The organism is Elusimicrobiota bacterium (assembly GCA_016218575.1).
In the GTDB taxonomy this organism is placed as follows: Bacteria; Elusimicrobiota; Elusimicrobia; order UBA1565; family UBA9628; genus JACRDN01.
Genome location: JACRDN010000020.1, coordinates 48,356 through 61,235 on the forward strand (window position 1 = coordinate 48,356; position 12,880 = coordinate 61,235).

Consider the following 12,880-nt stretch of genomic DNA (forward strand, 5'->3'; position numbering starts at 1 on the left):
TGAGCCCGGTTCGTAAATTTTTTATTTTCAAATGAAACATTTCTGGAGGACATATGCGAACATTCGCTCTTATCTTAAGTTTTGCCTTTCTCCCGCCAGCCGCGGCCTCGGCCCAGGAGTGGGGGTATTCCTGCCTCGTAGCCAAAGAAGAAAGCTTGACCAAGCTCCTCCCCGCGGGCGAGAGTATCGACGGCTTTCTGCACGGCTTGTCGCCGGAAAAAATCCAAAGCTTGGGCGGGGCGGCCATCGACAAATCGCCCCAAGCCGATGTTTTGCGGCAAGCCGACGGCTTCTTTAATACCCTCGAGTTCACGGCGGCATATGAGAAAGGAAAAGCCTATTTCTTGGACCAGGATAAGAGAGAGCGCTTGTTGGAAAGCGCGATCTCGCCCATTTTAGGGACAAGAGCCATCGAAGGTTTTGAAAGGGATTTCATCTTCTCCGCCTATCGCGCTCTCTGGCTGTTTTCCGACAAGATCAAGGACCAAACAGCCAAGAGAAGCTCCCCCTTTCACGCCGCCATAAACGATGTCGCCCTGGTGAGCGTCTATTCTCCCGTGGGCGTGCGGATGTATGCGCCTCAGGAAGAGACGGGGGGATTTTATACATCTTCAGTGGAGAAGAGGACTGACGGAAAGATTCTCAAAAACATCCCTCTCCAGCACAACCAAATTCAAATCGGCTACCGCATCGGCGCCCACCCCCCGCGCGGCGGCATGCTGGACGTGGAATTTAAGAAAGCGGCCATTTCCGGCTCGAAGAACGTCAACGAGTATTGGCTGCCGGGAAGCCCGCTTCACGTCGAGGATGATAACATCGGCCGGGCCGTGGTGGATGGAACGGCTATAGTAGGGAAATGTACGGCGGTCAGATGAGGATCTTCCTGGGCCCTGCGGCCCAAGGGCAGGCCTACGGTTTTATCACCAAGGTACGCAGCTCCGTGAACTCCTCCATGGCGTAGCGCGCCCCTTCCCGGCCCGTTCCCGAGTCCTTGGTGCCCCCGTAAGGCATGGCATCCGACCTGAAGGAAGGGATGTCATTAACAATGAGCCCGCCGACCGGGATATTTTCCCAGGCCTCGAAGACTCCACGCAAATCATTGGTGAAAATCCCCGCTTGCAAGCCGTAGGGGCCTTGGGCGATTTTCTCAAGCCCCTCGTGCCGGGACGCGACCTTGCGCAGGATGGCCACCGGGCCGAAGGCCTCCTCGCGGGACAATCGGCAGGTCTCGGGGGCATTCTCGATCAAGGTGGGTGGAAGCAGGCTCCCCTGGCGCTTGCCTCCGCGAAGAACCCGGCCTCCTCCCTTTACGGCTTCTTCGATCCAAGCCTCCACGCGCTCGGCGGCCTCTTGCGAGATGAGAGGCGCTATGTCGGTGTTTTCGTCCAGGGGTGCGCCGATTCTAAGCTCCGCGATGTTTTTAAGGAGCAAATCCTTGAACTCCCCGTAGACCGGCGCCTCGACGTAAATGCGCTGGACCGAGATGCACACCTGCCCGGAGTAATAATAAGCCCCCCAGGCCGAGCGCGCCGCGGCCCAGGGCACGTCCGCGTCCGCGGCCACCAGAACCCCGGCGTTGCCGCCCAGCTCCAAGAGCACGTGCTTTTTGCCGGCCAGGGACTTGATATGCCAGCCGACCTTGGCGCTGCCGGTAAATGAGAGGATTTTAAAGCGCTCGTCCCGGACCAAGGCCTCGGCCTCCTCGTTGGAGACCACAGCCACGGCCATGGCCTCCTCGGGCCAGCCCGCGGCTCTCACGACCTCGGCGAGCTTTATGGCCGTGCGCGGGGCCTGCGGCGCGGGCTTCAAGACAAAAGGAATGCCCACGGCCATGGCCGGGGCCACCTTGTGGGCGACGAGGTTGAGCGGGAAATTAAAGGGCGTGATGAACAAGGCGGGTCCCCTTGGGAACCGCCTGACAAGAGCCAACCGGCCCTCCGCGTTGGGGTCGAGGTCCAAAGGCAGGACCTCTCCCCTAAAACGCTTGGCCTCCTCGCTCGCCCAGCGGAAGGTGAATACCGCCCGGCCCACCTCGCGCCGGGCCTCCTTCAAGGGCTTCTGCACCTCCTCGGCGATGAGACGGGCGAAAGTCTCGGCCTCGCGCTCGATCGCCGCGGAAACCGATAGCAGGGCCTTGGCCCGGGCATGGGAAGGCCAGGCCGCGGTCTTGGCGAAGGCCGCCGCTGCCCTGCCGACGATGGCGTCAAGTTCGTCCTTGTTCATTCCTTTATGCCGAACCATTGGAGCCAGAGCCTCGCCGGGGTGAAATCCCGGGCCAAATAGTCGGGCTTGGATTCGACCAAAGACTGCCAAGAGGCGAATCCCGTTCCCACCGCCACGGTCTTGAATCCCGCCTTGCGCCCGGCCTCCACGTCCAAGGGGGTGTCTCCGATCACGTAGACGTCGGAGTCATCGATCACGGCTCCGGCCAGCTTCTCGGCCCGGCGCACGGCCCTCTTGAGCAAGCCGGGCCTGTGGAAGGAGTCCGAGCCGTAGCCCCCGAACAGGAAATAGGCGTTGAATCCCGAGGGCTCGAGCTTGATGCGGGCACCCCGTTCCATGTTGCCGGTCCCAAGACCCAGAAGCACCCCCTTCTCGCGGCTGAGCCTCTTGAGGAGAACCTTAATGCCCCGCGGGTGCACGTAGGACTTCTTCCGGAGCGCGGCCTTGATGTAGCGCGGCAAAAGGCGCAGGTACTCTTGGTGAAGCTCCTCCAGCTCCGCCCGACTCGGACTCCGGCCTCGCGACTTCTCAAAGGCCGCGCGGAAATTCCAAAGGTCGGTTCTTCCGGCCAAGCTGAACTCCGCGCAGATGTTTTTCTTTCCGTAAAGAAGATAGACCGCGCGGTTCAAGGCCTTGCGCCCCGCCCCGCCCGCCCTCACCAACGTCCCATCTATGTCAAAAAGAAGAACTTTGAGAACTTTGACTTTGGTGCCAGTCATTTATATTCTTAACTTGCTTAACTTCCTCACAGCTTCAAGTCCTCACTGGAGTAAACCACGGCGCCGGATTTCATCACCCACGCAGTGCCCGAGTTTCCAAAATAGTATGGGATTTCTCTGTAGTCCTGAGCCTCATAGCAAAGAATATCGGCCTTTTTCCCCGGCTCGAGCGAGCCATGCGTTCGTCCCAGGCCCAAGGCCCAGGCTCCGTTGATCGTGGCCGCCGTGATAGCCTCGGCCGGGGCCATTTTCATCTGGGTGGTCGCGATCGAGAGGATTTGCCTCATGTCCCAGCAGGGACATGTCCCCGGGTTGAAGTCCGTGGCCAAGGCCACGGCTGCGCCCGCATCGATAAGCTCGCGGGCTGGCGGGTAAGGCTTGTCTAGGAAATAATTGGAGCCCGGCACCAGGCAGGCCACGGTCTGGCTGTGGGCCAAGACTTTTGCGTCAGCAGGGCCCGCGCAATCCAAATGATCGGCGGATGCGGCGCCGCATTCCACAGCCAGGGCCGCGCTCCCGGCATGGGAGAGCTGCTCCGCGTGGATTTTAGTTTGGAGCCCGGCCTGCCGGGCCGACTGAAGTATTCTTTTCGATTCCTCAATAGTGAAGTAGCCTCTCTCGCAAAATACGTCCACGAAAACCGCCAATTTCTCCTTGGCCGCGGCCGGGATCATCTCCTCGCACACTTGGCGGACGTACTCGCCCCGGCGGCCGTCCAGCTCCGGCGGAAAGGCGTGGGCCCCGATCAAGGTGGGGATTATCTCCAAGGGGCCTTGCTCCGCCACGGTCTTGATGGCCCTCAGCATCTTCATCTCCGCCTCGAGCTCGAGGCCGTAGCCGGACTTGGCCTCCAAGGTGGTCGTCCCGGACTCGATGAACTTGCGGGCGCGCTCTCGCAGCCCTTGGGACAGCTCGCCTTGGCTCGCGGTTCTGACGCCGCGCACGGTGGAAAGAATACCTCCTTCATTTTCCGCGATCTGGGCGTAAGTACTGCCCTTGATCCGCGACTCAAAATCATCCAAGCGCGGGAAGGCGAAGACCGGGTGGGAATGGCTGTCCACGAACCCAGGCAGGACCACGCGCTTGCCCGCGTCTATGATCCGCGCCGATCCGGCCTTTTCATGGCGTAGCACCTCGCCGCGCGGGCCTGCGGCCAGGATTTCCCCGTTCTCGACCAGGACCGCCCCGTCTCGGACCAGGCCCAAGGAGCCCATCTGGGCGCCCTTGCGCGGACCCGGGCCGGCCATGGTCAAGAGTTGTGAAATGTTAAGAATTAACGCAGACATTCGAGTATTTTACTAGGCCCAACGGGCCGAAGCAAGCTGGGCCAAAGGACCCTTGTCGCAACGATGACAATCCCAAAAACTATACCATGAAAATAAAGCAAGTAGTCCTCATTGCGGCGGCGGCTGTGCTGATCCCGTACATTCTTCGTGCCGAACATACCTTCGAGGACATGAAGCGGTCCCACGAAATAGAATTGTCGGCAAATCTTGCCACTGCGTCAGTGCGGATGAAAAAAACAAGAAATTGCACCAGCGAGCCATTTCGCTCTGAGGAAACAAGGGAAACAATAAAATGGGAGGAAGACCGCGACAACCTATACCAGCCTATTAGAAATCTGGAAGAATCGGGGCGTATCATTTATGCGGTCAATCGCAAAGACTACAAACCGTCAGGACATATCGCCATAGAAACCCGATATTACACGGTCATAAAGTATGTCTTGCCCGCAAGAGAATGGGAAATGCTCGACAATGGTGAATGCAAGGGAAGTACAAAAGTGCTCAGTCTTACCAGCGCTCGCGAAGACATAACGGAATTCATGAAAGACACCACCAATGCTGTCCTGCGCAGACATCTAAAAAATGCAGGCTATAAAATCCTTTCCACTTCGATGGGCAGATTTGGACGAATGACGGTAAATTTCCGCATTAGAAGACGCTCTGATTAACCTGAACTATTCAGTTCGGGACAGGTTCCGGGACAAAAAGATCAATAGGCCTGGGCCCCAGGAGCTAAAACAGAGAGCAGATGCATACCTACCGTGGCCGGCCACAGCAGGTATGCGCCCGTAAGTTGAATAGCGTGTTTATCGAGACCGAGAAAATAAGCGAAAAAGAGGGGATGGAATTATCCCGACCCTTCAGACGCTGAGAGGCACCCAATCGACTATTTTAGGTTAATGCTGAATCAGCGAAAATTCTTGAACTGCAAATCTATACCGAAGCTCTTGCCCCGGATCAAGGCCATGGCGGACTGAAGTTCGTCCTTGGACTTGCCCGCTACCCGCACCTGCTCGCCCTGGATGGAGGCGACAACCTTGAGCTTTTCGGCCTTGATGGCCGCCGCGATCTCCTTGGCCTTCTCCGAGGGGATGCCCGCCTGGATCGCCACCTCCATCCGCGCGGTCTGGCCCAGGGCCTGCTCGAGTTTGCCCTTCTGGAAATTCTTCAAGGGAAGGCCTCTCTTGGCCATGCGGGTGTTGAGGATGTCCAGCACCGCTTCGATCTTGAACTCATCCTCGGCGCGAACCACGAGCTTTTTTTCCTTTTGATTGAGCTCTATGGAGACCGCCGAGCCCTTGAAGTCGAAGCGGTTGGCTATCTCCTTCATGGCCACGTTGACGCACTCCTGGACCAGGTTCAGGTCCACTTCGCTCACGACATCGAAAGAAAATTCAGATGGCATATATCCCTCCTTTAGAGTCTCAAAGTCCCCATTTGAGCTTTTTCCCCTTTGCGGTTTTAACGGCTTCAGGATAACCAGCATCGGCATGGCGGACCACCCCGAGGGCGGGGTCATTGGTGAGAACCCTCTCCAGGCGCGCATCCATGCCCTTGGTCCCGTCGGCCACGCAAACCTGGCCCGCGTGGAGCGAATAGCCGATCCCCACCCCTCCTCCATGGTGGAAGCTCACCCAGGAGGCTCCCGAGGCGGTGTTGAGGAGGGCGTTCAAGATGGGCCAATCCGCGACCGCGTCCGAGCCGTCCTTCATGCCCTCGGTCTCGCGGTGGGGGCTGGCCACCGAACCGGCGTCCAAATGGTCCCGGCCGATCACGACCGGGGCGGCGAGCTTTCCCTTCCTGACCAAATAATTGATGCGAAGCCCCATCTCGGCCCGGGCTCCCAGGCCCAGCCAGCAGATCCGCGCGGGCAGGCCCTGGAAGGCGATTTTCTCACGGGCCAGGCGAATCCAGCGCGCCAAGGCCTCGTCCTTGGGGAATAGCTTCAAGACCTCCTGGTCGGTGACCGCGATGTCGCGCGGGTCTCCGGAGAGGGCGGCCCAGCGGAAAGGGCCTTTGCCCTCGCAGAAAAGCGGCCGGATGAACTCTGGGACGAATCCCGGGATGTCGAAAGCGCGCTTAACCCCGGCCTGGTAGGCCATGGCCCGGATATTGTTGCCGTAGTCGAAAGCGATAGCCCCTTGGCGCTTGAGCTCGAGCATGCCCTGGACATGCTTGGCGATGGATTGCCGGGCCCGGGAGAGGTACTCTTGGGGATTGGCGGCGCGCAGTCCCGCAGCTTGACCGAGCGACAGTCCCTTCGGGATATAGCCCACCAAGGGGTCATGGGCCGAGGTCTGGTCGGTGAGCAAATCCACCGGAACTTTTCGACGGGCGAGCTCGGGAATAATGTCGGCGGCATTGCCCAAAAGCCCGACGGAAAGGGCTTCGCCTTTCTCTCGAGCCTCCTGGACGCGGCACAGGGCCGCGTCCAGACTGGTCTCCATGGCGTCGAGGTAGCGGGTCTTCAAGCGCATCTCGATGCGGGCGGGGTCCACCTCCACGGCCAGAAAGGCAGCCCCGTTCATGGTCGCGGCCAGGGGCTGGGCCCCGCCCATGCCCCCGAGGCCCGAGGTGACGACCAGCCGGCCGCTTAAAGAGCCGTTGAAATGCTTGCGCGCGGCCGCGGCGAAGGTCTCATAGGTTCCCTGGACGATGCCCTGGGTGCCGATGTATATCCAGGAGCCCGCCGTCATCTGCCCGTACATCATGAGCCCCTTTTTCTCGAGCTCGTTGAAATGCTCCCAGGTGGCCCAGCGCCCGACGAGGTTCGAGTTGGCGATGAGCACGCGCGGGGCGTGCTCGAAAGTGCGGAAAACCCCGACGGGCTTGCCGGATTGGACGAGCAAAGTTTCATCATCCTTCAAGGCTTTTAAGGACCTAACGATAGCCTTGAATGACTTCCAGTCCCGGGCGGCCTTGCCGCGCCCGCCGTAAACCACCAGGTCCCGGGGCCTCTCGGCCACCTCGGGGTCAAGGTTGTTCATGAGCATGCGCAGGGCCCCCTCCTGCTGCCAGCCCCGGCAGGAGATGCGGCTCCCCCGCGGCGCCCTGACGGCCCTCATGGATCGAAGCCTCCGGCCAGGACGAGCTCGCGCGCCCGCTCCATCTTGCCCGAAAGGACCTCGTCGCCGCGGTTGGGCTTGATCTCCCGGCGCAGGAGCTCCAAGCCCCGGGCCACCCCGCGCCCAGGCACAAGCGGGGCGTGGGCCTCGACCCCCTGGGCCGCGCAGAGCATCTCGATGCCCGCGATCTGGGCCGCGTTCCAGGCGATGCGCTTGAGCTTGAGCGCGGCCCCCATGCCCATGCTCACGAAATCCTCCTTGTTGGCCGAGGTCGGGATGGAGTCCACGGAGGCGGGATGGGCCAAGACCTTGTTCTCCGAGGCCAAGGCCGCGGCCGCGACCTGGGCGATCATCCAGCCCGACTCAAGGCCGGGATTTCGGGCCAAAAATGGAGTTAATTTCGGGGCTTGCCCCGAAATTAACTGAAAGATTCTTCTTTCTGAAATATTTCCCAAGGTTGTCAAAGCTATTCCCGCCATGTCGAAGGCGAAACTCAGGGCCTGGCCGTGGAAATTGCCCCCGGAAACGGCCCGGCCATCCACCAGCAGGGGATTGTCGGTCACGCTCTGGAGCTCGATTTCCAGGGTTCGCAGAGCTTGATTCAAGAGGTCGAGGGCCGCCCCATGGACCTGGGGCATGCAGCGCAGGCTGTAGGGGTCCTGGACCCTGGGGTCGTTCTCCCGGTGGGATTCCCGAATGGCGCTTTCCTCCAGGAGCGTGCGCAGCTCTCGGGCGGCCTCGATCTGCCCGGGATGCGGCTTCAACCGCTGAAGCCCCTCGTTGAAAGGAGCGGGAGTCCCGGTCATGGCCTCGAGACTCATGGCCCCCGCCAGCTGAACGGCCCGGAACACGCGGAAAGCCTGGTGGAGGGCCAGGCCCCCCACCGCCTGCATGGCCTGGGTTCCGTTGAGAAGGGCCAGCCCCTCCTTGGCCCCGAGGTCGAGTGGCGCGGCATGGGCGAGCTTGAGGGCCGTGGCCGCGGGGATTCGCTTGCCCTGGCTAAGAGCCTCGCCCCGCCCTAAGAGGAGGAGGGCCATGTGGGCTTGCGGCGCCAAATCTCCGCTGGCGCCCACCGAGCCGCGGCTGGGAATCAGGGGGGCCACCCCCGCGTTCAAAAGCCCGGCCATGAGCTCCACGACCGCGGGGCGCACCCCCGAGCGTCCGCGCGCAAGCTCGTTGGCGCGCAGAAAGAGGATAGCCCGGGCCTCCTTGGGGCTCAGGGGCTCTCCCACCCCGCAGGCATGGCTCAAAACCAGGTTGCGCTGGAGGATTTTGAGCTGGGTCTCGGGAATGCGGCGGGAAGCGAGTTCCCCGAAGCCCGTGTTCACGCCGTAAACGGCCTTGCCGCCGGCCGCGGCCTTGAGGAGCGCCTGCCGGCCGTTTTGGAGCCTCTTGCGGATCTCGGGGCTTAGGGCGACCGGGCGGCCGGAAAAACAGACAGAGACAAGGTCCGATAGGGAAGTTTTGGAGCCCAGGACGAACGGCCTAGACTTTTTCGATGGCGACCGCAACGGCTTCCCCGCCCCCGAGACAAATTCCCGCCACCCCGCGCTTGAGGCCTCGCCGTACCAAAGCATGGGCCAAGGTGACGACGATGCGGGCGCCGCTGGCGCCCAAGGGGTGGCCGAGGGCCACGGCCCCGCCGTTGACGTTGATCTTCTCCAAGGAAAGGCCGGCGAGCTTGGCCACGGCCAAAGCCACGACGCTGAACGCCTCGTTGACCTCGAAAAGGTCCACCGACTCCTTGCTCCAGCCGAGTTTTTGGAGAAGCTTGTCCACGGCCCCCGCGGGAGCCGTGGTGAACCACTGCGGCTCCTGGCTGTGAGTCGCCCAGCCCGCGACGCGGGCCAAAGCCTTCTTGCCGGCCGCCCCCTTTGCGCTCGAAAGGACCAAGGCCGCGGCCCCGTCGTTGAGCTTGGAGGCGTTGGCGGCCGTAATAGTTCCATCGGGCTTGAAGGCGGGCTTGAGCTTGGCCATTTTGTCGAGCCTGGCCCGCCCGGGCTCCTCGTCCGCGGCGATCCCGTCCACCGGGCAAATTTCCGCGGCGAAATCGCCGTTTTTCTGGGCCTCGAGGGCTTTTTGATAGCTGCGCGCCGCGTACTCGTCCTGCTGGACGCGGGTGATCCCGTATTTCGCCGCGCACATCTCCCCGCAATCGCCCATGTGGACTCCCGAGTAGGGGTCCATGAGCCCATCCCTCAAAATCGAGTCGACTAGGACCGAGTTGCCGTAGCGGTAGCCCGAGCGGGCCTTGTCCAGGAGAAAGGGAGCCTTGCTCATGGACTCCATGCCGCCGGCCAAGCCGTAGTCCTCCTCCCCGAGGCGGATGGACTGGCTTACCATCATCACGGCCTTGAGGCCCGAGCCGCAGACCTTGTTGACGGTGGTCGCACCCACCGAGGCGGGGATGCCCGCGAAGATCGCGGCTTGCCTGGCCGGGGCCTGGCCGATGCCCGCCGAGATCACGTTACCCAGCACCGCCTCGCCCAAATCCTCGGGCTTGATTTGGGCCTGGGAGAGCGCCGCGGCCGCGGCCTTGGCCCCAAGTTGGGGTGCTGTGTAGCTGGCCAAAATCCCGTTAAGGGAGCCTATGGGGGTGCGGCAGGCCGAGAGGATCAAAACCTCGCTCATTTCAGTGATAGTATATCATACGGCCCGCCAGCCCGCAGAGCGCCGCGATGGAGCCCCCCAGGTAGAAGCTGACCCAGGAAAGATCGAGCAGGCGCTTGGCCCTCACGAAGTGCATGAAGGCGATCCACCCCAAAGCCAAGAGGAGGAAGGCTTGGCTCGGAACAAGGAAACACAGGCTCAGAACCAGGCGCTCGAGCATGGTCGCGCATTTCTCCTGCAGGCCGGGAAAAGCCCGGAATTGGATGTCCTTCTCGATGAAATAGACCAGGACCGTCGCCGCGTGAGTGGTCAGGACGAAAAGGCAGCCCAAAATCGGCCATTTCTCGGGGATCAAGGCGAATCCGGCACTCTTCAAGCCCATGGGGATCACCGCGAAAATCACGGCGTAGTGGATTATTTGATCCCAAAGAAAATAAAGCGTATTGTCGGGGGTGTTGTACTTGAATATGGTGAACACCCGCCACTGATCCTCCAGAAAATGGGCCGCGAAGACGATCAGGATGCAGGCCCAGCCCCTGAGCGAGAGGAAGGGGAGGTCCACCCAGACCTCATTAAGGTAAGGATAGGCCAAAGCCGCGTAGCACAGCGGATGCGTGGCGCAATGGATGAGCATTCCCCAAAGGCTTGAGCGCTTCCAACGGTTGATGAGGTCGGTCTGGAAGGTGAAATCGGCCAGGAGGTGGCCGAAGAGGAGCCGCCAGAAAATCGTCATTTGCCGGTCAGTTGGAAAACCCCGTTCCAGCCGGCGGGCGGGGGTTCTTGCCGGAATTGCCGCGATTTTTCAAGGTAAAATAGGCTCGGTCCATCATCCGGAAAAACCTCCAGGGCTCGCGCGAAGGCCGCCTCGGCCTGGACGTAGTCGCGAGCCTGGAAGCGAGACATCCCTTCCTCATACGCAGGCAAGGCCTTCTCCCATTCGGCGGAAAGACTTCCTTTCCTCGCCAAGAGCTCGTAGACCTGGACCGCGGACTCCTTACCCACCACCTGGATGCGGCCGAGCGGGCGGGCCTCGACGGCCTGCCGCGCGCCCTCGTACATGTTCTGGCTCGCCATGATCCGCGAGCCGAAGAATTTGTTGGCCCCCTCCAAGCGCGAGGCGAGGTTCACCTCGTCTCCAATGACCGTGTACTGCAGTTTCTTCTGGCTCCCGGTCAGCCCCACCGTGACCATCCCAGAATTTAAGCCGATGCGAATGGCCGGGGTCAAGGGGAAAGATGAGTCCAGGCCCTGGTTGAGCTTCTGGAGCACCTCCTGGCATTCCACGGCCGCCAGGCAGGCCTTGGCCCGATGGTCCTCCAAAGACAGGGGGGCGTTCCAGAAGGCCATGATGCAATCACCGATGTATTTGTCCACCACGCCCTGGTGATCGTGCACCACCTGGCTCAAGGCGGAAAGATAGCGGTTGAGGAACAGGATCAGGTCTTCCGGCGGCATTTTTTCGGAAAGGTCCGTGAAATGGGCTATATCCAGGAAGAAAATGCTCATGTCCCGCTTCTCTCCACCGAGACGCACCTTCCTCGGATTGCGGGCCAGATCGTCCACCACCTGGGGAGCCACGAACTGGCCGAAGAGGTTCTTGATGAATTTCTTCTCCTGGCCCTCCCGGCGCACTCGATGGACGGTCTGGGCCAGGAAGCAGGAAACCAGCGCGGTGAGCGGGGCCACGAAATCCACGCGCAGGCCACGCCCGAAGCCCCAGTAAGCCAGCGCAAACCAAGCAGAAGCCAGCGCGGCCGCCGCGGCCGCGCTGGCCGGGGGCGGCGTTCTTAGGAGAAAATAAGGGGCCCAAATCATCACCAAAAGGATGAGAAGAGTGTAAGCCCTCGGGACGGGCCTTAAGAAGTCGCCGTTGAGGATATTGTCTATCACGTTGGCATGGTACTCGGCCCCCGGAGCCTGGGGGAGGAAGGGCGTCGGATAATGGTCGAAATAGCCGATAGAGGTGGAGCCCACGATCACGAGCGCGCCCTTCAGGCCCGCTTTTTGCTCGGAGGAGAGCTCCCCGCTCAAGATATCCATGGCGGAAATCCTGGCGTAAGGGGAGGAGATCTCGGGGAGATTGGCCACCTCCCCCGCGAGCTTGCCATCCCGAAGGGGATGGGCCAGCCATTGGCGCGGGGCGCGGAAATTGAGCAGGAGAAGCCGCGGCCACGGAGAGGCGAACTCGCCTTCCAGCTTCTCCAGGGGCTTGTCCAAGAAGCTCGCCAGACCCGCCGCGTCCAGGCTCGCCGCCGAGCGGCCGGGGAATTGCGGATTGAAATAGCGCCGGTCGAAGAGCTTCGCCCGCCGCAAATGGCCGTCCTCGTCTAGGACTTCGTTCACGTCCGGGTAGGCCAAATACTGGGAAGCCTGGGCCAGGCCGCGGATGGGGAGGTTAAGCTTCACCACCTCCCCGGCCGTAGTCTCCTCGGTCTCGGTGTGGTACAGGTGGATGACCCGACCGAACCGCTTGGTCGCCGCGATCAGCTCCGAGTCGTCCTCCCGCGGCTCCAGGAACATCACATCGAAGACCACGGTTCTAGCGCCGTACGATTTCAGGCGGTCCAGGAGACGGGCGTGGATCCGGCGCGGAAGGGGGAAGCCGTATTTCTTCCCGGTCTCGGCGTCCAGGGCCGCGATTAGGAGGCGGGGGTCCCCGCCTCTGAGCTCCGAGCGGCGCATCTTGAACAGCCGGTCCTGCCACAAGTCTTCAAGGCGCCGAAAAGCGCCTGGATAAGGAAGCCCCAGCATGCCCGGCCAGTACAGGAGGAAGAAGAGGACGGTGAAGAGGAGGGAAAAATATAGAGGGAACCGGCTCTTAAGCCCGGCCTTGAGCGCCGCTGGGTTCACTCGGCGATTCTAGCAGATTACAGCCCGAGGACGGACCGCGTCTAGAACTGGGCCCAGGGCCTATCCGACATAGGCCTTAAGGCCGGAGACATCCTGGCCCGTCCTCCGTATAATAGTAGTAGTCGAA

11 protein-coding genes are annotated in these 12,880 nt (G+C 61.5%); 2 read left to right on the forward strand and 9 right to left on the reverse strand.

The annotated features are described in order from the left end of the window. Nucleotides 1-53: 53 nt before the first annotated feature. On the forward strand, nt 54-875 hold the full coding sequence (locus HY921_11000) for a hypothetical protein (GenBank protein ID MBI5631397.1): 822 nt from the start codon (nt 54-56) through the stop codon (nt 873-875). Between the two features lie 34 nt (nt 876-909). Here the strand turns inward: HY921_11000 and HY921_11005 are convergent, their stop codons facing one another. Genes HY921_11005 through HY921_11015 form a run of 3 tightly spaced genes read right to left on the reverse strand, consistent with a single transcriptional unit; the run spans nt 910 to nt 4,228 of the window. Beyond that, the gene (locus tag HY921_11005) at nt 910-2,223 is read right to left on the reverse strand and encodes an aldehyde dehydrogenase family protein (protein MBI5631398.1); all 1,314 of its coding nucleotides are present in this window, start codon (nt 2,221-2,223) and stop codon (nt 910-912) included. Continuing rightward, on the reverse strand, nt 2,220-2,942 hold the full coding sequence (locus HY921_11010; protein MBI5631399.1) for an HAD family hydrolase: 723 nt from the start codon (nt 2,940-2,942) through the stop codon (nt 2,220-2,222). The genes HY921_11005 and HY921_11010 overlap by 4 nt, the downstream gene beginning before the upstream one ends. 26 nt (nt 2,943-2,968) lie before the next feature. Continuing rightward, nucleotides 2,969-4,228, reverse strand: a complete 1,260-nt coding sequence (locus HY921_11015) for an imidazolonepropionase (protein ID MBI5631400.1) — start codon at nt 4,226-4,228, stop codon at nt 2,969-2,971. A gap of 86 nt (nt 4,229-4,314) precedes the next feature. Between HY921_11015 and HY921_11020 the strand changes: the two genes are divergently transcribed. Then, nucleotides 4,315-4,896, forward strand: a complete 582-nt coding sequence (locus HY921_11020) for a hypothetical protein (protein ID MBI5631401.1) — start codon at nt 4,315-4,317, stop codon at nt 4,894-4,896. Nucleotides 4,897-5,135: 239 nt separating this feature from the next. Here the strand turns inward: HY921_11020 and HY921_11025 are convergent, their stop codons facing one another. Genes HY921_11025 through HY921_11050 form a run of 6 tightly spaced genes read right to left on the reverse strand, consistent with a single transcriptional unit; the run spans nt 5,136 to nt 12,753 of the window. Further along, nucleotides 5,136-5,633: a YajQ family cyclic di-GMP-binding protein gene (locus HY921_11025; GenBank protein ID MBI5631402.1), complete on the reverse strand. Its 498-nt coding sequence runs from the start codon at nt 5,631-5,633 to the stop codon at nt 5,136-5,138. Nucleotides 5,634-5,652: 19 nt separating this feature from the next. Next, nucleotides 5,653-7,293 (reverse strand): urocanate hydratase, encoded by a 1,641-nt coding sequence (gene hutU / locus HY921_11030; protein MBI5631403.1) that lies wholly within the window; start codon nt 7,291-7,293, stop codon nt 5,653-5,655. Then, a complete protein-coding gene (gene hutH / locus HY921_11035; protein MBI5631404.1) occupies nt 7,290-8,870 on the reverse strand; it encodes a histidine ammonia-lyase in 1,581 nt (526 codons plus the stop codon). The genes hutU and hutH overlap by 4 nt, the downstream gene beginning before the upstream one ends. After that, the gene (locus HY921_11040) at nt 8,779-9,924 is read right to left on the reverse strand and encodes a thiolase family protein (GenBank protein ID MBI5631405.1); all 1,146 of its coding nucleotides are present in this window, start codon (nt 9,922-9,924) and stop codon (nt 8,779-8,781) included. Before HY921_11040 ends, hutH begins: the two co-directional genes overlap by 92 nt. 1 nt (nt 9,925) lies before the next feature. Next, nucleotides 9,926-10,636 carry a DUF3307 domain-containing protein gene (locus HY921_11045; GenBank protein MBI5631406.1) on the reverse strand — a complete coding sequence of 237 codons (711 nt, stop codon included), beginning with the start codon at nt 10,634-10,636 and terminating at the stop codon, nt 9,926-9,928. Next, complete coding sequence (locus HY921_11050; GenBank protein ID MBI5631407.1) at nt 10,633-12,753, reverse strand: adenylate/guanylate cyclase domain-containing protein; 2,121 nt, start codon at nt 12,751-12,753, stop codon at nt 10,633-10,635. The genes HY921_11045 and HY921_11050 overlap by 4 nt, the downstream gene beginning before the upstream one ends. Between the last annotated feature and the right edge of the window lie 127 nt (nt 12,754-12,880).

Bases quoted from the DNA above. Each gene is read 5' to 3' on its own strand.
- HY921_11000 (MBI5631397.1), top strand. From the start codon at position 54: ATGCGAACATTCGCTCTTATCTTAAGTTTTGCCTTTCTCCCGCCAGCC.
- HY921_11005 (MBI5631398.1), bottom strand. From the start codon at position 2,223: ATGAACAAGGACGAACTTGACGCCATCGTCGGCAGGGCAGCGGCGGCC.
- HY921_11010 (MBI5631399.1), bottom strand. From the start codon at position 2,942: ATGACTGGCACCAAAGTCAAAGTTCTCAAAGTTCTTCTTTTTGACATA.
- HY921_11015 (MBI5631400.1), bottom strand. From the start codon at position 4,228: ATGTCTGCGTTAATTCTTAACATTTCACAACTCTTGACCATGGCCGGC.
- HY921_11020 (MBI5631401.1), top strand. From the start codon at position 4,315: ATGAAAATAAAGCAAGTAGTCCTCATTGCGGCGGCGGCTGTGCTGATC.
- HY921_11025 (MBI5631402.1), bottom strand. From the start codon at position 5,633: ATGCCATCTGAATTTTCTTTCGATGTCGTGAGCGAAGTGGACCTGAAC.
- hutU (MBI5631403.1), bottom strand. From the start codon at position 7,293: ATGAGGGCCGTCAGGGCGCCGCGGGGGAGCCGCATCTCCTGCCGGGGC.
- hutH (MBI5631404.1), bottom strand. From the start codon at position 8,870: ATGCTTTGGTACGGCGAGGCCTCAAGCGCGGGGTGGCGGGAATTTGTC.
- HY921_11040 (MBI5631405.1), bottom strand. From the start codon at position 9,924: ATGAGCGAGGTTTTGATCCTCTCGGCCTGCCGCACCCCCATAGGCTCC.
- HY921_11045 (MBI5631406.1), bottom strand. From the start codon at position 10,636: ATGACGATTTTCTGGCGGCTCCTCTTCGGCCACCTCCTGGCCGATTTC.